The sequence below is a fragment of the Serratia sp. BIGb0163 genome, assembly GCF_024809935.1.
Taxonomy (GTDB): Bacteria; Pseudomonadota; Gammaproteobacteria; order Enterobacterales; family Enterobacteriaceae; genus Serratia; species Serratia quinivorans.
Genome location: NZ_JANUDZ010000001.1, coordinates 824,552 through 843,434 on the forward strand (window position 1 = coordinate 824,552; position 18,883 = coordinate 843,434).

Below are 18,883 nucleotides of genomic sequence, written 5' to 3' on the forward strand. Positions count from 1 at the left end.
ACGCGATATTCTGAGGGCGGATACCATGGATAAACTACTAGATCGATTTTTTAACTACGTCTCATTCGACACGCAATCCAAAGCGAACGTCAAACATGTGCCGAGTACCGACGGGCAAATGAAGCTGGCGCGCGCGTTGCAGCAAGAAATGATTGAACTGGGGTTTGAACGGGTGTCGCTCAGCGAGCATGGCTGCGTGATGGGCACTTTACCGGGCAACGTTGCCTGGTCCGTACCGGCCATCGGGTTTATTTCTCACCTGGATACCTCACCGGATTTTACCGGCAAACACGTTAACCCGCAGATCGTCGAAAGTTACCGCGGCGGCGATATTGCATTGGGCATTGGCGATGAGGTGTTATCGCCGGTGATGTTCCCGATCCTGCACCAGATGCTGGGGCAGACGTTGATCACTACCGACGGCAAAACGCTGCTCGGTGCCGATGACAAGGCTGGTATTGCCGAAATTCTGACCGCCATGGTGCGGTTGCAGCAACGCAATATCCCCCACGGCGATATTCGCGTGGCTTTTACGCCGGACGAGGAAGTGGGCAAGGGCGCACGATTTTTTGACGTTGCACAATTCAACGCCGAGTGGGCCTATACCGTAGATGGCGGTGGTGTCGGTGAGTTGGAATGCGAGAACTTCAATGCGGCGTCGGTGACGGTGAAAATTGTCGGCAATAATGTTCACCCTGGGAGCGCTAAAGGGGTGATGGTGAATGCCCTGTCACTGGCAACCCGTATTCAGCAGGCGCTACCGGCGGATGAAACGCCGGAAACCACCGCCGATTATCAGGGGTTTTATCATCTCAGCAGCCTCAAGGGCAGCGTCGAGCGCGCCGAAATGCACTATATTCTGCGTGATTTCGAGCGTGAGGGTTTCGAGGCCCGCAAGCGCCGGATGTTTGAGGTAGCCAAGCAGGTGGGTAAAGGTCTGCCGCGGGATTGTTATATCGAAGTGACGATTGAAGACAGCTACTACAACATGCGCGAACAGGTGGCAGAACATCCCCATGTGATTGCGTTGGCGCAACAGGCCATGCGCGAGTGCGATATTGAACCAGTGATGAAGCCGATTCGCGGCGGTACCGACGGCGCTCAGTTATCGTTTCGCGGTCTGCCTTGTCCGAATCTGTTTACCGGCGGTTATAACTATCATTGCAAGCATGAGTTTGTTTCCCTTGAAGGGATGGAGCAAGCAGTGGCCGTGATTATGCGCATCGCTGCGCTGACGGCAGAACGCGCCAAATAGCCCCGATTGCGATTATTATAATTGCTTGCCGTAACAATGATTTGCTCCTAGTGTAGAACATATTTTCCGCACCAGGAGCCGTATCATGAGCACTGAACACCGTATCGATCGCCAATGTCTTGAGCAGTTTGTGCAGGCGATTTGGCGCCATGCCGGCAGTACCGATCGAGAGGCCGGGCTAGTGGCCGAACATTTGGTTCAGGCCAATCTGGCCGGCCACGACTCCCACGGCGTCGGCATGATCCCGAGCTATATGGCGTCGCTGGCGCAGGGGCATTTACAGCTTAACGTTCATGCCCAGGTGGTACGCGACGCCGGTGCGGTCCTGACGATTGACGGTGGTCAGGGTTTCGGCCAGGTGGTCGCCAGTGAGGCGATGGATAAAGGCATCGAACGAGCCAGGCAACTGGGGCTGGCGGCGGTGGCATTAAACAATTCGCATCACATCGGCCGTATTGGCCACTGGGCTGAACAGTGTGCACGCGCCGGTTTTATCTCCATTCACTTCGTCAATGTCGTGGGCGACCCTATGGTGGCACCCTTTGGCGGCAGCGATCGTCGCTTTGGTACCAACCCCTTCTGCGTTATTTTCCCCCGTCCCGGTAAAAAGCCGCTGCTGCTGGATTTCGCCACCAGCGGCATCGCTTTTGGTAAAACCCGCGTGGCCTACAACAAAGGTCTGACCGTCGCGCCGGGTTATCTGATTGACCAGCATGGACAACCCACAGACGAACCCAAAGTGATGCACGAGCAGCCGTTTGGTTCGCTGCTGCCCTTTGGTGCGCATAAAGGTTATGCGCTGGCCGCCCTGTGCGAGATCCTCGGCGGTGCACTGTCGGGCGGGAGAACTACCCATAGTGCTACGCTGAAATCCAACAGCGACGCCATTTTCAACTGTATGACCACCATTATCCTCAACCCTGAGGCCTTTGCGGCACCTGAGATGCAAAGCGAGGCTGAGGCGTTTATTGACTGGGTGAAAGCCTCACCGCCAAGTGACGGTCGGCCGATTGAGGTGCCGGGGGAGTGGGAAGAGGCGAATCGCGAACAACGCTTGCAACAGGGGATCCCGATAGATGCCAATACCTGGCAGCAGATTTGTGCGGCAGCCAGACAGGCGGGCATGCCGGACGAGGAGCTAGATGCTTACCTGACACAGGCGCTGCGAGCATAAAAAAAGCCACTCGCCTGGGGGCGGGTGGCCTTATCAGAATGACTTCAGCTTCAGTCTTTAAAATACCAGTAGCCGTTATTGATCAGTGCAGTCAGCAGCGCCAGGAACGACGGATCGTCCACCGCGTCACCCAACTGGGCGGCATTAACGCTGAAGTTCTGGCACATGGCATCGACAGCCTGCAGATGCTCGGTATCCATCAGTTCGCCGTTCACAAAGCACTGATCACCAACGCGCAGTACGCGCAGGCCACCCAGACGTTGTAATGGCTCGCCCTGCTGTAGCAGTTCGTAGATTTCGCCTGCCTGGTAAGGCGGCTCCGGCGGCGCGGCATCCAGCTCGTGGCGCGTCTGGGAGATAAATTCGCCGAACCACTGTTGGAAGTGTTCCGGTTGCTCAACCAGATCCAGCATCATCTGGCGCAGGGCGTCGACTTCCTGCGGTAGCACTTGCGCTGGATGCTCACGCAGTTGAATATCCGGATCGCTGTAACGTTTGCTGCCCAGTTCGCGTGCCAGCACGTGGTCGGCAAAACCGCTAATCAGTTCACGACCATTCGGTGCGCGGAAGCCCACCGAGTAGTTCAGCGCGTTTTCCAGCGCGTAGCCTTCATGCGGGAAGCCCGGCGGAATATACAGAATATCGCCCGGTTCCATTTCTTCATCGATAATGGCGTCGAAAGGTTCAACCTGCAGCAGGTCCGGGTGCGGGCAATGCTGCTTCATCGGCACTTTTTCACCCACGCGCCAGCGACGGCGACCGGTACCCTGAATGATAAACACGTCGTACTGATCGAAATGCGGGCCAACACCGCCGCCCGGCACCGAGAACGAAATCATCAGATCGTCCATCCGCCAGTCCGGCAGTTGGCGGAACGGGCGCATCAGCGCGCTGGAAGGCTCATGCCAGTGATCGACTGCCTGCACCAGCAGCGACCAGTTGTTCTCGCTCAGGTGGTCAAAGCTCTCAAATGGGCCGTGAGCGACCTGCCAGCGGCCGTCCTGGTGGCTAACCAAACGGCTGTCCACTTCGTTTTCCATCGCCAGCCCAGCCAGCTCATCCGGGGAGATCGGATCGATAAAGTTTTTGAAGCCACGCTTCAGAATCACCGGACGCTTTTGCCAATAACGTTGCAAAAAATCGTTCCAGTCCAGATCTAATTGATAATCCATGTTCTATTCCAGGATAGAGGAGTGAGCCTGAGTGCGATTATAACGGAAGTTTGGCCCCGTGGATCGGGGCCTGAGCAACAGAATTTACTCGTTATGGTGGGAGTCGTGCTGACGAGCGAAAGTGACCTGCATACGTGCGCCGCCCAGCGGGCTGTCACTGATGGTAATGGAGCCGTCGTACTGCTCAATAATCTCCGCCGCTACCGATAATCCCAAGCCCTGACCGGGGCGCAAAGTGTCTACCCGCTGGCCGCGCTGGAAAATCAACTCGCGTTTGCTTTCCGGAATACCCGGGCCGTCGTCATCGATGACGATGGTGAGATATTTATCGGAGTGGAGGGAGGTGATTTCAACGAATTCCAGGCAGTACTTACAGGCATTTTCAAGTACGTTGCCCATCACTTCCATAAAGTCGTTTTTTTCACCCATAAAGGTCACTTCCGGCGAGATATCCAGCGTGATCACCACGCCTTTGCGCTGATATACCTTGTTCAGCGCCACCGTCAGGCTGTCCAGCAGGGCCGGTACCGAATGGATCTCGCGTGTCAGCACCGTTTGCCCGGAGTTGATGCTGGCGCGGTGCAGGTAGTAGCCAATTTGCTGAGAGATACGTCCGATCTGATCCAGCATGATCGGCTCGACTTCCTCGATGGTGGTTTGCTTGCCGGTGCGCAGTGAGCGCAATGTGGTTTGCAGTACCGCCAACGGGGTTTTCAGACTGTGGGTCAGATCGGAAAGCGTGGTGCGATATTTGGTATAGCGCTGACGTTCGTTGCGAACCAGAATATTCAGATTGCGTACCAGCCCGCGCAGTTCGCTGGGGGGGTTCTCATCGAGCTGTTCTCGCTCACCGTTTTCCAGTTCGCCGACCTGATTCACCAACGCCTGGATCGGTCGCAGGCTCCAATAGGCCGCCAGCCACAGCAGGGGCACCACCAACAGCAGGTTAGCCAGCAACACATAGCTGAACCATTCCCAGACGACGTCTGAACGCTGAAGCTCTTGCGGGATAGTGTCGACCACCACGATGCTTAGCGCCGGCAATCTTGCGGTCGCCGCGTAGGTGTTGACCGCCACGGAGTGGGTCAGCGCATTCTGGTCGTTGTCGTCATAGTCTTTGAGTTGATCTTGCGCCTTGGGGTTGTTACCCAGGACTTCGCTACTGATGCGGGTATCGGTGTCAATTTCGTAGAAACCGGACTCTTCCAGCCACTCTTTGTTGATCCGTTTTTCCAGTTCCGGTACCTGGCGCTGGCTCCACAGCAGCTTGCCCTTATCGTCGTAAATAAACACCAGGGTAGGGAAGTTGAGATCGATATCGGGCGGAATGGCGATGGTGAGCTTGTTGTCTTTCCACTGGGCCAGGCTGAAGAACAGGTTGCTTTCACCGCGCAGCAGGCGGAAAGCGGTTTTGTCGAAGCTGACGATATAACCCACGACCGCGACCAGACCATAGGACAGCGACAGCGCCAGGATCACCCCGGCGGTAGCCATCAAAAAGCGGGCTCGTAGGGAAAAAGGCTTTTTATTTTTGTTGAACATCATGTTCACTTCGCATCAAAACGATAGCCCTGGCCACGAACCGTGGTGATCACTTCCTGCGGGTATTCGGCCTGCACCTTTTTACGCAAACGGCCCATCAGTACATCGATGGTGTGGCTTTCACGTAGCTCGGCATCCGGATACAGTTGCAACATCAGCGAGTCTTTACTGACCACTTTACCGGCGTTGCGGATTAAGGTTTCGATAATGGTGTATTCAAACGCGGTCAGTTTGATTTGCTGTTCGTTGACGCTCAGCTCCCGGCGCGAAAGGTCGATCTGGAACGGCGGCAAGACGATCACCTGGGAAGCCAGGCCGCTGTTACGGCGCATCAACGCCTGCATGCGGGCAATCACTTCTTCCAAATGAAACGGCTTGGTGACGTAGTCATCGGCACCGGCTTCCAGCACCGCTACCTTGTCTTGCCAGCTTTCACGGGCGGTCAGCACCAGGATCGGTAATTTCATTTGGTGGGCGCGCCAGCGGCGGATCAGACTCAGGCCGTCTTCACCCGGCAGGCCGAGATCGACAATCGCGATGTCCGGCGCATGTTCCTGCAGGAAATAATCGGCTTCCTTGGCATCTTCTGCTGCATCAACCTGATGACCCATTTCACGCATCTGTACGGAGAGGTGGTGGCGCAGTAAACCATTATCTTCAACAACCAGTACTCGCATGGCGGACTCCTGTAAATCTGCGGGTGAACATCCTGTCACCCACGCTGTAAAGGTAACACGCTCGGCAGCGTGTGAGGGATAGCGTGCAACAACCTTGGCCATCTGATCGTGATATTGACGTTATGGTAGGTATAACCGGCATTTACCGCAAGGGACGCAGAGCCTTGGCAGGAAATAAGCGCTATCGATTTTTGGTGAGTGGTCATTATCGGCAACGTCCAATAAACGTTGGATAAACAATGCCCATGAGAAGTTAAACCAAACTTAAACGAGAAGGGCTGTGAGAAAAAGACAGGAGCCCAATCGGCTGGGCCCCTGGCAGATTTTAAGGATGCTCTGGTTTGGTGACGCTGTTTTTGCGGATCTCCTGCACCTGAGCGGCGGTCACCGCCGATGCATCATTGCCCCAACTGTGGCGAATAAAGGTCGCGAGCTGAGCAATTTGCTCATCGTCCAGGCGCCAGCCAAAGTCCGGCATGGTCAGCCCGGTTGGCGCGCCGACGGTCACCGGCGTGCGGGAACCCTTGAGGATAATGCTGATTAGCGAGGACGGATCGTCGCTTAACAGCGCCGGGTTGAGCGCCAACTGCGGGAAGGTATCGCGATATCCCTGACCGTCGCTGCGGTGGCAGGCGGCGCAGTTATCCAGATAGGTCTGGGCACCCGGCTGACTGACGTTACCGTTTAGCAGCATTTTGCCCGTGCCTCCATCCAGCTCCAGCGGCTTTTCCTTATTGACGGTCGGCAATGATTGCAGATAACCGGCGATGGCGCGTAAATCGGCATCGCTCAGGTGCTGAGTGCTATCTTGCACCACGTCAATCATTGAGCCGAAAGCGGCAAATCGCCGATTATGGCCGGTCTTCAGGAAACGGGTAATATCTTCCGCGCTCCAGCGGCCGAGGCCGCTCACGGCGTCCGCCCGCAGGTTGGCAGCATGCCAGCCTTCCAGCGTGCCACCACTCAGATAGGCGTCGTCGCTCTGGCTGAGCGCTTTTTCCTGAAAGCCGATACCGCGCGGCGTGTGGCAGGAGCCGCAGTGGCCCAGCCCCTGAACCAGATAGGCGCCGCGATTCCAGTCGAGGCTTTTTGTCACGTCCGGCCGATAGGTACCGTCCTCCCGAAAGGCCAGATTCCACAGGGCCAGCGGCCAGCGGATACTCAGCGGCCAGGGGATACCGCTGTCCTTATTTTGCTGAACCACGGGTTTAACCTGTCGGGTGAAATACAGGTAGAGGTCGCGTATGTCTCCATCACTGATTTTGGCGAACGAAGGATAGGGCATCGCGGGGTAGAGCCGGGTGCCGTCGCGAGCAACGCCTTTGCGTAACGCGTCACTGAATTCCTGCAGGCTGTATTCGCCAATGCCGGTTTGCTTGTCCGGCGTGATGTTGGTGGAATAGATAGCGCCGACCGGGGTGGTCATTTTCAGACCGCCGGAAAAGGGCTGGCCGCCGGGGCCGGTATGGCAGGCGGCGCAGTCTCCCGCGCGCGCCAGGTATTCCCCGTGTTGCAGCCGGGCCGCCAGTTGCGGATCGTCGTTCGCCTGCACCGTGGTGGCACCCAGCATCAACAGCGCCAGCAGCGAGGGGGTAAGTCCTTTCATGTGAAGCTCCTTATGCTCTCAGGCCTGAACCAGGGGACCGGGATTTTTCAAATACTGGGTGCGGATCGCCTCTGCCGAGTAGTAGGCCAATGCGCCAACGATGCCGGTGGGGTTATAGGCCAGATTCTGTGGGAAGGCACAGGCACCGGTGACAAACACGTTTGGCACGTCCCAGCATTGCAGGTATTTATTCACCACGCTGGTGGCCGGATTATCGCCGGTAATGGCCCCGCCAGTGGTATGGGTCGACTGGTAAGGCCGCACGTCGTAATGATCGCCGGCTTTCATCACCGATACCGACATCTGCTTGGGTTTCATCACTTTGGCAATATCCACCATTTTGCCGGTGATGTGCTGGGTCATTTTGATCTCGTTGTCCTTCCAGTCAAAAGTCATGCGCAACAGCGGCAGGCCGTAACCGTCCTTGTAAGTAGGATCCAAATCCAGATAGCAATCGCGGTACGGCATCACCGAGCCTTCGGAGTTGATGCTCATGCTGTGCAGATAGTTATCTTTGATGCCTTGTTTCCAGCCGCTGCCCCAGGTTGGGGTGCCCGCCGGCAGCATCATCTGCTGCAGCGGTCGGCCGCCGGTGCGGGTGGCGGAGATATAGGCGCCGCCGATAAAGCCCAAATCGGCATGATCGAAATTCTCACCGTTCAGATCGTCGATCACCGTACCGGCGGCCCCGGCACCGATAAAGGGATTGAAGTGGGTATCCTTGTCGTAGAACAGCGAAATATTGCTGTTCATCTGATAGGCGTAATTCTTGCCGACCACGCCTTCTCCCGTCACCGGGTTATAAGGTTTGCCAATGCCGGACAGCAGCAGCAGGCGGACGTTATGTAGCTGGAAGGCGCTGAGGATCACCAGATCGGCCGGTTGCTCCACCTCTTGCCCCTGAGCGTTGATGTAGGTGACGCCGGTGGCTTTCTTGCCCGTGCTGTCCAGATTCACTTTGATTACCTGCGATCGGGTACGTAGCTCAAAGTTTTTACGTTGGGTCAGCACCGGGAGGATGGTGCTCTGCGGCGAGGCCTTGGAATACATAAAGCAGCCAAAACGTTCGCAGTAACCGCAGTAGTTGCAGGGGCCGAGCTGTACGCCATAGGGATTGGTGTAAGGTTCGGAGCAGTTGGCGGCGGGCACGCTGAAGGGGTGATAACCCAGTGATTCCGCCGCGGGGGCAAACAGCGAACCGGAATAGAGCCGTTTCAGCGCCGGAGTGGGGTATTCGCTGTTGCGTGGCCCTTCGAACGGGTTGCCGCCCTTGATGATTTGCCCGCGAAGATTGCCGGCTTTACCCGCGGTGCCGCAGACCTTTTCGAACTTGTCGAAGTAAGGTTCCAGCTCCTGGTAACTCAACGGATAGTCCTGCAGCGTCATGCCTTCCGGGATCCACTTGGCACCGTATTTTTCGTTGAGGGTGGTGTGTAGCTTTAAGTCGGAGGGCAAAGCCCGCCAATGCATGCCGTTCCAGTGGACGCCGGCACCGCCAACGCCGTTACCCGGCAAAAATGAGCCCAGTTGACGGTAGGGCACGGCGAAATCCGCCGGGGTGTGGCGCACGGTGACCGTTTCGTTGGCCATTGCCTGCATCAGTTTCATGCGAATGCCGTAGGTCAGTTCGTCGGCAATGCGCGGATAGGCAAAGTCCGGGTAGGTATCGCGTTGCTCGCCACGCTCCAGCGCCAGCACGCTCAAACCGCTTTCGGTTAATTCCATTCCCATGATGGCGCCGGTCCAGCCAAATCCGACGATGACCACGTCTACCGGTGGCTTTTTAATTGCGCTCATTTATGCATTCCTTTTGCTTGAGATACTGACCGGGCCGAGGGGATAAGGCTGATTGGGACGATTGACCCAGTCGGTGTAATCCGCACGCGCGCCGGGGAAACCGATCATTTTCCATGACGCCAGCGTCTGGTTGCCGCCGTGCAGCGGATCGGCCAGATAGCCCTCCGTGGTGTTGGTGAGTAACTGGTCAAAAAATGCCTTGCCGGGCAAGTCTTCAGAATCCAACTGGCCGTGCTCCAGCGCCGCCAGCAGTTGTTCCTGCTCGGCGTGTTCGAGAGCGGCAAACGCCTTTTGGAACTGTTGCTGACAGTGCGCATTGATTTCGTGAATGCCGATTCGGTAGGTTTCGCGCGGCGTCAGCTTGGACTGATAACCCAGTTGTGGTGGGGAGGGAACAAACGGCGGATGCATATACCACAAGCCGCCGTGGCCGTAAGGGGTTTCCATTTGCCGATCGATAAATACCGGTACGCCCTGATCGACTGCGCCGGGGCCGTTATCGTCTGTGGGGATCAGCCGATCGCAGGCCGCCAGCAGAAAACGCCATTCGTCGGCGTTGAAATAGGCCGGAACATAGTGATCCGCTACACCGGCAGCGGGGGCGGCCTTGGCATCCAGTGCCAGAATGCTGCTACCGGCGGCAGCCAACGGGATTAACGCCAGGGTCTTTTTGAGAAAGTTACGCCGGGGCGGCGTAGGGTTGTGCTGTTGTGACATAATTCCACCTTGAACATGCTTCACAATAAATGCCCGCGCAGGCAATACAGACCTACACCGCTGCTATCCAGCAGCGGCAAACAGGCGGGGATGGGTAATTAAAAGTAGATAACCATATTAGTAGCAAGCTACTGGTATGGTTGTATTAGTTTAGAGCTGGCGCTCTGAATGAAACAATGGATGATCTGTTTCAAAACATTTTGTTCACAATTAGATTGATTTAGATCAATTATTCAACATCTCCAGCGCTGGTTTATCCTCCAGCGGTACGGAAGATCTCAGAGACGCAATAGCATGAAACACAGCGGTGACAGCCAGCAGGACGTTTCTCCAGATGCGATACAGGCAAGCTTTATTCAGCATTTACGACAAGGAATGACGCGTAAGGCTGCGCTGCATCTGACAATCAAACAGCAGGTGACGGCGGGCGAACTGAGCTACCTGGCAAAGTTGCCGCCCAGCCGGGTTCTGGCGGCTCGATTGGCGGTTTCACGCGATACCGTCGAACAGACCTATGCCCAACTGGAAGCGGAGGGCTATATTGCCCGTGCCGTTGGGCGCGGTAGCTTTGTCAGCTACCAGCAAGACACCCTGATCGGTCGTGAACTGCTGGCCACTGACAGCACCGACCAGGCCTTGCTGGTGGAGCGGGAGTTGAGTGCGCATGGCCGTTCCTTGCTGATTGCCGCCCATGCTCCACATACTCGCCGCAGCGGCTCATTGACCCCCTCATTGCCCGATTTGCGCTTGTTCCCCATCGACAGCTGGCTGCAACTGGAAAGGCAGGCGGTGCGACAGGGGGCGGAATACCTGCTGGGTTACGCCGATCCTCAGGGGCTGGTGGAGTTGAGAGAGGAAATCATCGAGTATCTGCGGCGCGAAAGAGGGGTTAAAGCCGGCACGGAACAGGTGATTGTGGTGACCAGTTCCCAGCAGGCGCTCTCGCTGTGTACTCAGGTGCTGTTTAATCCCGGCGACCGGGTTTTTGTGGAAGAACCCGGCTATCAGGGTGCTAAAAAGTTGGTTCAGTCGGCGGGATTAATCGCCCAGCCGATAGGGGTGGATCCCTGCGGTATGGATATTGATGCGTTAATAAACACCGAAGAGGGCGGACGGGGCGTTTATATTACGCCGTCCCACCATTATCCGCTGGGGCATTCACTCAGTATTGAACGAAGATTAAAACTGTTGGCATGGGCGCAGCGTGAAAAGGCCTGGATCCTCGAAGATGATTACGATTCTGAATTCAATTATAACGGCCTGACTACCGCAGCCTTGCAGGGGCTGGATCAATATCAGCGAACTTTATATATCGGTACTTTCAGTAAAAGCCTTTTTCCAGGATTGCGCATTGGTTTTCTTATTGTTCCGCCACAGCTAATTAAACCCATGGTGGCCGCCAAACAATTCCAGGATGGATATACTTCGGCCCTGCCGCAAATGACGTTATTTAAATTTATCAATGAAGATTTCTATGCCGAACATTTAAGGAATATGCGCAAGATATATCAGGCCCGGCTGGAGATTTTGCATGCGGCGGTGCATCAGTATCTTGCCGCCTGGACTCAACCACGGTTACCGCAGGGCGGGCTGCAATTGGTTTGCCCATTGAAGGACGCGGCTACCGAGCGGCGGTTGATTCAGGCTGCCGCAGCGCAGGACATGAGGGTCTACGGGCTGATTGATTTTTATACCCATTCGCCAAGTGAAGGGGCGTTGGTATTTGGCTTTGCTGCCTATACACCCGACGAGATTGTAAAATTTATCAAAAAGTTATCCTGCATTTTTGATTCGTTACCGGTGCCAGGCTAAAGGCAGTCAGGTCGCTAAAATTGGTCTGCTTGTTGTTATTAATTGGTCTGTGTTCAGGCTGCGTTGACCGGTGTATCCTGTTGGTATTACGTTACTTTTCTTAGAAAAACCCGTGAGGCAACATGCATCCAGTAAACAATGAAGTAGTAGTGCGCAGAATACAAACCGATGATAAGTCACAATGGTTGGAGCTTTGGCAGGGATATCTTCATTTTTATCGGGCGGATATTTCGGCGCAGGTTACCGACCATACCTTCGAACGTTTATGTGAAGAATCGCAGGTTTATGGCCTGGTGGCGGAAGATAAAGACGGCAAGCTGTTGGGATTGATGAATCTTATATTCCACCCTTCAACCTGGAGTTCTGTCGGCTATTGTTATATTGAAGATCTCTATGTTTCACCCGCGGCACGCGGCAAGAAAGTGTCTGAAAAATTATTTGTTCAGGCTTATCGGTTGGCGGATGAAAGGGGTTGCGATCGGGTTTATTGGGCGACGCAGGAATATAATTCTCCGGCCCGTTCGCTGTACGATAAAATAGGTAAAAGAACTTCGTTTATTATTTACGAACGTTAACTGCAGGTTGCGGAGGCTTTATGGTGATCAATCAATTCGGCCAGCCGGTGGGTGAGCCATTAGCCGATTGGCAGGCGGCGAAACGGCCCGGCGGTGAGACGCTTGACGGGCGCTTTTGTCGCCTGGAACGGCTTGAGCCACAGCGCGACCATGCCGCGTTGTTCAGTGCTTTCCAGCAGGCACCCGATGGCCGCGACTGGACCTATTTATCGATAGAACGGCCGGAAAGCCTTGCTGCCATGTTGCAGCATCTGAACACCCTGCAGGCGAACCCCACGTTGGTGAACCTGGCGGTGTTTGACCGCGTAAGCCAGAGTCCGGTCGGGACGGTTGCCTATATGCGCATCGATGAAGCTAACGGCGTGGCGGAGATTGGCCATGTCAGTTGGTCACCGGCGATGAAGCAGCACTCGAGCGCCACCGAAGCGATTTATCTGATGTTGCGACACCTGTTTGAGGACTTGGGTTATCGTCGCTGTGAATGGAAGTGCGATAGCCATAACGCCCCCTCCAGACGGGCCGCGGCGAGATTTGGCTTCAATTATGAGGGCACTTTCAGGCATGCGCTGGTCACCAAGGGCCGCAGCCGCGATACCGACTGGTTTGCCATTACTGCCGACCGCTGGCCGACCATCAAGGCGGGGTTTGAGCAGTGGCTGAACCCTGACAACTTCAATGCGCAAGGGCTGCAGAAAAGACGGCTGCAGGATTTAATGCAGTAAAAATAAAAGAGGCGGCCATTTGGCCGCCTCTTTGTTTTCGCCGTATGGCGATTACTTCAATTCATCGACCATGGTCGCCGCGCGGCCAATGTAATTAGCCGGGGTCATGGCTTTCAGACGAGTTTTCTCTTCTTCCGGCAGCGCCAGGCTATCGATAAACGTCTGCATGCCGGCTGCATCCACACGCTTGCCGCGAGTCAGCTCTTTCAGTTTCTCGTACGGCTTTTCGATGCCGTAACGGCGCATCACGGTTTGGATCGGCTCGGCCAACACTTCCCAGTTGTGATCCAGTTCGTCCAGCAGGTGTGCCTGGTTCACTTCCAGCTTGCTGATGCCTTTCATGGTCGCCTGGTAGGCGATCAACGCATAACCCAGGCCAACGCCCAGGTTGCGCAGCACGGTGGAGTCTGTCAGGTCGCGCTGCCAGCGGGAAACCGGCAGTTTGCTGGCCAGGTGGCCCAGTACCGCGTTTGACAGGCCCAGGTTGCCTTCGGAGTTTTCGAAGTCGATTGGGTTAACCTTGTGCGGCATGGTAGAAGAACCGATTTCACCGGCGATGGTCTTCTGCTTGAAGTGATTCAGAGCGATGTAGCCCCAGATATCACGGTCGAAGTCGATCAGGATGGTGTTGAAACGCGCAACGCAGTCAAACAGCTCGGCGATATAGTCGTGCGGCTCGATCTGAGTGGTGTACGGGTTCCAGATAATGCCCAGCGAGGTAACAAACTCTTCGCTAAACACATGCCAGTCCACTTCCGGGTAAGCGACGATGTGGGCGTTATAGTTGCCGACTGCACCGTTGATCTTGCCCATGATTTCCACGCGCTCAAGCTGACGGAACTGACGCTCCATGCGGTAGGCGACGTTGGCGAATTCTTTACCGACGGTGGACGGGGTGGCCGGTTGGCCATGGGTACGAGACAGCAGCGGAATATCGCGGTATTCCAGCGCCAGGCCCTTGATCGAATCGATGATTTTACGCCAGTACGGCAGCACCACGTCCTGACGTGCCGTTTGTAGCATCAGCGCGTGCGACAGGTTGTTGATGTCTTCGGAGGTACAGGCAAAGTGGATAAACTCGGACACCGCCTGCAGGGCAGGGACCGCTTCCACTTTTTCCTTCAGGAAATACTCAACCGCCTTCACGTCGTGGTTGGTGGTGCGTTCGATAGTCTTGATACGCTGCGCGTCTTCTTCGCTGAACTCTGCGACGATCTTGTCGAGGAAAGCGTTTGCGTCGGCGTCAAAAGCCGGAACTTCCTTGATTTCTGCGCAGGCGGCCAGTTTTTGCAGCCAACGTACTTCAACCTGCACACGGAATTTCAGCAGACCGTACTCGCTGAAAATGGTGCGCAGTGCGCTGACTTTATCACCGTAGCGTCCATCAACGGGTGAAACGGCGGTCAGTGAGGATAATTCCATCGGTAGCAACTCCTGGGATCTATTAACAATGAGCAACGATATTTTGCGCCTGTTTAAACAGACGATTACGGGAAAACATTAACTGCAGGCGGCTACCGCCAACCTGTTGCCACAGCACGGCGGCACGGATGCCCGCCAGCAGTGCGGCGCGAACCTTGGCCTGCACCTGCGGGTTCTGCAGGATAGCCGGTGAACCTGTCACCTGAATGCGCGGCCCGAGCGGGCTGACGACGTCGACATAGATGCCGGCCAGCGCGCTGATAATAGTGTCTGATTCCAGATCAAAATGCGCCAGTTGACGTTCAAGCTGGCCGAGACGTTCGCCAAGCTGGTTCATCGCCTGTTTGTTGGCGTTGAGTTTGCGCTCCAGCACCATCAGGCTGATGGTGTAGCGGGTCAGCTCGGCGGCCAGGCCTTTATTGTTGGCATTGAGCACGCCCATTAGCGTCTCAAGGCCCATTTTCAAATTGCGTTCTTCACCGCCGAACACCGCCAGCGTGGAAGGGGGATCCATCTGCAGCAGGCTGCTTAGCGAGGTATGAAAGGCTTCGCGATCGCATTGGCCTTCGTGCGCCAACTGCTGGACCAGACGCGCAGTCTGGCTGATCCCGGCCATCGCCAGCGTAATGTCATAATAGTTCTTCGCCACGATTACTCCTGTAAACGCTGTTCGATAATGCCGCCGCCGAGGCAGATTTCATCCTGATAGAACACGGCTGACTGACCTGGGGTGACGGCGGCGACCGGCTCGTCGAAACGCACTTCAATGCGTTGTTCGTCGAGCGGGGTGACGGTGCAAGGAATATCCTGCTGGCGATAACGGGTTTTCACCGTACAGCGGAATGGCCCGCTCAGCGGCAGGCGATCGACCCAATGCAGTTGCTGCGCGATCAGCCCGACGGACATCAGGCGCGGATGCTCATGCCCCTGCGCGACCACCAGCACGTTGTTGGCGACGTCTTTGTCCACCACGTACCATGGATCTTCACTGCTGTCTTTCATGCCGCCGATGCCCAGCCCTTTGCGCTGGCCCAGGGTGTGGTACATCAGGCCCTGGTGTTCACCGACGGTCTGGCCGTCGACGCTGACAATCGGCCCTGGCTGAGCCGGCAGATAACGGCCGAGGAAATCGCGGAATTTGCGTTCGCCGATAAAGCAGATACCGGTGGAATCTTTTTTCTTGGCGGTAACCAGTTCCAGCTGTTCAGCGATGCGGCGCACCTCTGGTTTTTCCAGCTCACCGACCGGGAACAGGCTTTGTGCAACCTGCTCGTGGCTCAGGGTGTAGAGGAAATAGCTCTGGTCTTTGTTGCCGTCGACACCGCGCAGCAGACGACTTTTGCCGTCCACGTCCTGGCGACGCACGTAGTGGCCGGTGGCGATAAAGTCCGCCCCCAGATCTTCTGCGGCGAATTCCAGGAAGGCTTTGAATTTGATTTCTTTATTGCACAGGATGTCCGGGTTCGGCGTGCGGCCGGCCTTGTACTCTTCCAGGAACAGTTCAAACACGTTGTCCCAGTACTCTGCCGCGAAATTCACCGTGTGCAGTTCGATGCCGAGTTTGTCGCATACCGCTTGTGCATCGGCCAGATCGGTCGCTGCGGAGCAGTACTCTTCATCGTCGTCTTCTTCCCAGTTCTTCATAAACAGCCCAGCGACCTGATAGCCCTGTTGCTGTAACAGATAGGCAGTAACGGAAGAGTCGACGCCGCCGGACATACCGACGATTACTTTTTTCTGGCTGTTGTCTGACATGGGGATCTCGCGAACTTGAACACTAACCGTGCTGATAAAAAACAAGCGCAGGATTTTACCACGTTGCCCTCGTCGGCGCACGGCACTTATTCATCTCAGAATGGCCAGTCATAGCTGCTGACCAGCGACAGCGGGTAGCGTTCCGGCTGCTGGTAACAACGAATGCTTTCGGCGACCAGAGCGGAGCGCAGGTTGGGCGCATGCAAAATCTCTTCGGCGCTCAGCCACAAACAACGGTCGATATCACTGTCGTGCGGCTCGGTCGGCAGTTGCTGCTCCAGCTCGATGACAAAGCAAAAGCGCAGGAACGGCGTGTTGTCCGGGGCGATCCACTGGTGCAGTTTGAGGAACGACTGCGGCGTGGCGCGGATGCCGGTTTCTTCCCACAGCTCGCGTTCGGCGGCCTGAATCAGGGTTTCGTCGGCTTCAAGATGACCGGCCGGCTGGTTCCAGAGTGCCTTGCTGTTAATGGTCTCTTCGACGATTAAAAACTTGCCGGCGGCGTGAACCACGCAGGCAACGGTAACGTGCGGTTTAAACATGGCGGCCCCTTACAGCGACGGATTGACGGGCGGATTAAAGCGAATCAAGGCATTTCCATTCACCGGGTTGCAGTTCGCCCAATGAAATATTACCCATACTGTAGCGAATCAGTCGCAGGGTAGGGAAGCCGATATGTGCAGTCATGCGACGTACCTGGCGGTTTCGGCCCTCATACAGGGTGATTTTCAGCCAGGCAGTGGGGATCGACTTGCGCTCGCGGATCGGCGGATTACGCGGCCATAGCCACTGCGGTTCGGCCACCAACTCCACACCGGCCGGCAGCGTCGGGCCGTCTTTGAGCGTGACTCCGTTACGTAAAGAGACTAAATCGTTGTCCTGCGGCGCGCCCTCTACCTGCACGTAATACACTTTGCCAGTGCGTTTACCTGGCTCCGTGAGCTGCGCCTGCAGCTTGCCGTCATTGGTTAATACCAATAATCCTTCGCTGTCGCGATCCAGACGTCCGGCGGCGTAAACATCAGGAAACGGAATGAATTCTTTCAGCGTGGTGCGGCCGGCCTCATCGGTAAATTGCGGCAGGACATCGAAGGGTTTATTGAATAACACCACGCGACGCGGCCCCTGTGCGACAGCGGGTTTGGCGGAGGCAGGCTGGCTGAATCGTTTAACTTTGTGATTTCTAACAGGGAATTTTTTCATAACAGTTGAGATTACGGATGATAGGCGCATTATAACCGAATCCGTTTCGGATTGGCGCGGACAGAAAATTCCAGTAGTATCTACACGCATCTTACAAAGCATTAACAAAAATTGCGCTTGAAGGAGAGGTTGATGGAAAGCAAAGTAGTTGTTCCGGCAGAAGGTAAAAAGATTACGGTCGATGCCCAGGGTAAACTGGTTGTTCCGAATAACCCGATCATTCCGTTTATCGAAGGCGACGGCATTGGCGTCGACGTTACCCCTGCTATGATTCACGTGGTTGATGCAGCAGTAAAAAAAGCCTACCACGGCGAACGTAAAATCTCCTGGATGGAAATCTACACCGGTGAAAAATCCACTCACGTTTACGGGAAAGACGTGTGGCTGCCGGAAGAAACCCTGGATCTGATCCGTGACTACCGCGTTGCCATTAAAGGCCCGCTGACTACCCCGGTCGGTGGCGGTATTCGCTCCCTGAACGTGGCCCTGCGCCAGCAACTGGACCTGTACGTGTGTCTGCGTCCGGTGCGTTACTACCAGGGCACTCCAAGCCCGGTTAAACAGCCAGAGCTGACCGACATGGTGATCTTCCGCGAAAACGCCGAAGACATCTATGCGGGTATCGAATGGAAAGCCGGTTCTGCCGAAGCAGACAAAGTGATCAAGTTCCTGCGCGACGAAATGGGCGTGAAGAAAATCCGCTTCCCAGAGCAATGCGGTATCGGCGTGAAGCCATGCTCTGAAGAAGGGACCAAACGTCTGGTTCGTGCAGCGATCGAATACGCAATCACCAACGACCGTGACTCTGTGACCCTGGTTCACAAAGGCAACATCATGAAGTTCACCGAAGGTGCCTTCAAGGATTGGGGCTACGAACTGGCGCGTGAAGAGTTTGGTGGCGAACTGATCGACGGCGGCCCATGGCTGAAAATCAAGAACCCGAACACCGGTAAAGAGATCGTGGTTAAAGACGTGATCGCCGACGCCTTCCTGCAGCAAATCCTGCTGCGTCCGGCTGAATACGACGTCATTGCCTGTATGAACCTGAACGGTGACTACATCTCCGACGCCCTGGCCGCACAGGTTGGCGGTATCGGTATCGCACCGGGTGCCAACATCGGTTCCGATTGCGCACTGTTCGAAGCGACCCACGGCACCGCACCTAAGTATGCCGGTCAGGATAAAGTGAACCCAGGTTCCATCATCCTGTCTGCAGAAATGATGCTGCGTCACATGGGCTGGTTCGAAGCGGCTGACCTGATTGTTAAAGGCACCGAAGGCGCAATCGCTGCCAAGACCGTGACCTATGACTTCGAGCGCCTGATGGAAGGCGCTAAGCTGCTGAAATGTTCAGAGTTTGGCGACGCTATCGTTAAACACATGTAATGGTGTTTTAGCGTCAAATGATAACGGGAGCCTGATGGTTCCCGTTTTTTATTATTCAAATTGCAACG

Annotated in this window: 17 protein-coding genes; 6 read left to right on the plus strand and 11 right to left on the minus strand. The window is 55.7% G+C overall.

What is annotated here, in order from left to right; translation table 11 throughout:
- The first annotated feature begins 25 nt into the window (after positions 1–25).
- Entirely contained in the window at positions 26–1,255 is a 1,230-nt protein-coding gene (gene pepT / locus M2406_RS04000; protein ID WP_259188791.1) for a peptidase T, read from the plus strand.
- A gap of 85 nt (positions 1,256–1,340) precedes the next feature.
- A complete protein-coding gene (locus tag M2406_RS04005; RefSeq protein ID WP_012006434.1) occupies positions 1,341–2,429 on the plus strand; it encodes a malate/lactate/ureidoglycolate dehydrogenase in 1,089 nt (362 codons plus the stop codon).
- Positions 2,430–2,479: 50 nt separating this feature from the next.
- On the opposite strand, the gene M2406_RS04010 is transcribed toward M2406_RS04005, so the two are convergent.
- The 6 genes from M2406_RS04010 to M2406_RS04035 all read right to left on the minus strand — a co-directional run bounded on the left by M2406_RS04010 (position 2,480) and on the right by M2406_RS04035 (position 9,940).
- Positions 2,480–3,601, minus strand: coding sequence for a cupin domain-containing protein (locus M2406_RS04010; protein ID WP_112362589.1), 1,122 nt, complete (start codon positions 3,599–3,601; stop codon positions 2,480–2,482).
- Between the two features lie 84 nt (positions 3,602–3,685).
- On the minus strand, positions 3,686–5,143 hold the full coding sequence (gene phoQ / locus M2406_RS04015) for a two-component system sensor histidine kinase PhoQ (protein WP_112362598.1): 1,458 nt from the start codon (positions 5,141–5,143) through the stop codon (positions 3,686–3,688).
- 5 nt (positions 5,144–5,148) lie between these two features.
- On the minus strand, positions 5,149–5,820 hold the full coding sequence (phoP, locus tag M2406_RS04020; RefSeq protein WP_012006437.1) for a two-component system response regulator PhoP: 672 nt from the start codon (positions 5,818–5,820) through the stop codon (positions 5,149–5,151).
- Between the two features lie 325 nt (positions 5,821–6,145).
- Complete coding sequence (locus M2406_RS04025; protein ID WP_259188792.1) at positions 6,146–7,426, minus strand: cytochrome c; 1,281 nt, start codon at positions 7,424–7,426, stop codon at positions 6,146–6,148.
- 18 nt (positions 7,427–7,444) lie between these two features.
- Positions 7,445–9,223 carry a GMC family oxidoreductase gene (locus tag M2406_RS04030; protein ID WP_259188793.1) on the minus strand — a complete coding sequence of 593 codons (1,779 nt, stop codon included), beginning with the start codon at positions 9,221–9,223 and terminating at the stop codon, positions 7,445–7,447.
- Positions 9,224–9,940, minus strand: a complete 717-nt coding sequence (locus M2406_RS04035) for a gluconate 2-dehydrogenase subunit 3 family protein (protein ID WP_259188794.1) — start codon at positions 9,938–9,940, stop codon at positions 9,224–9,226.
- Between the two features lie 294 nt (positions 9,941–10,234).
- On the opposite strand from M2406_RS04035, the gene M2406_RS04040 reads away from it, so the two are divergent.
- The 3 genes from M2406_RS04040 to M2406_RS04050 all read left to right on the plus strand — a co-directional run bounded on the left by M2406_RS04040 (position 10,235) and on the right by M2406_RS04050 (position 13,049).
- Complete coding sequence (locus tag M2406_RS04040; RefSeq protein ID WP_012006441.1) at positions 10,235–11,752, plus strand: PLP-dependent aminotransferase family protein; 1,518 nt, start codon at positions 10,235–10,237, stop codon at positions 11,750–11,752.
- 122 nt (positions 11,753–11,874) lie between these two features.
- Positions 11,875–12,327 (plus strand): GNAT family N-acetyltransferase, encoded by a 453-nt coding sequence (locus M2406_RS04045; RefSeq protein ID WP_259188795.1) that lies wholly within the window; start codon positions 11,875–11,877, stop codon positions 12,325–12,327.
- 20 nt (positions 12,328–12,347) lie between these two features.
- Complete coding sequence (locus M2406_RS04050) at positions 12,348–13,049, plus strand: GNAT family N-acetyltransferase (protein ID WP_259188796.1); 702 nt, start codon at positions 12,348–12,350, stop codon at positions 13,047–13,049.
- A gap of 51 nt (positions 13,050–13,100) precedes the next feature.
- Here the strand turns inward: M2406_RS04050 and purB are convergent, their stop codons facing one another.
- The 5 genes from purB to rluE all read right to left on the minus strand — a co-directional run bounded on the left by purB (position 13,101) and on the right by rluE (position 17,429).
- Entirely contained in the window at positions 13,101–14,471 is a 1,371-nt protein-coding gene (purB, locus tag M2406_RS04055; RefSeq protein WP_017892506.1) for an adenylosuccinate lyase, read from the minus strand.
- Positions 14,472–14,493: 22 nt separating this feature from the next.
- Entirely contained in the window at positions 14,494–15,120 is a 627-nt protein-coding gene (gene hflD / locus M2406_RS04060; protein WP_012006445.1) for a high frequency lysogenization protein HflD, read from the minus strand.
- Positions 15,121–15,122: 2 nt separating this feature from the next.
- The gene (mnmA, locus tag M2406_RS04065) at positions 15,123–16,226 is read right to left on the minus strand and encodes a tRNA 2-thiouridine(34) synthase MnmA (protein WP_017892507.1); all 1,104 of its coding nucleotides are present in this window, start codon (positions 16,224–16,226) and stop codon (positions 15,123–15,125) included.
- A gap of 95 nt (positions 16,227–16,321) precedes the next feature.
- The gene (locus M2406_RS04070) at positions 16,322–16,768 is read right to left on the minus strand and encodes an NUDIX hydrolase (RefSeq protein WP_112362582.1); all 447 of its coding nucleotides are present in this window, start codon (positions 16,766–16,768) and stop codon (positions 16,322–16,324) included.
- A gap of 34 nt (positions 16,769–16,802) precedes the next feature.
- Positions 16,803–17,429, minus strand: coding sequence for a 23S rRNA pseudouridine(2457) synthase RluE (rluE, locus tag M2406_RS04075; RefSeq protein ID WP_218216294.1), 627 nt, complete (start codon positions 17,427–17,429; stop codon positions 16,803–16,805).
- 132 nt (positions 17,430–17,561) lie between these two features.
- Here rluE and icd point away from each other — a divergent pair, with 132 nt between their 5' ends.
- Positions 17,562–18,815 (plus strand): NADP-dependent isocitrate dehydrogenase, encoded by a 1,254-nt coding sequence (gene icd, locus M2406_RS04080; RefSeq protein ID WP_112362581.1) that lies wholly within the window; start codon positions 17,562–17,564, stop codon positions 18,813–18,815.
- Positions 18,816–18,883 lie beyond the last annotated feature (68 nt).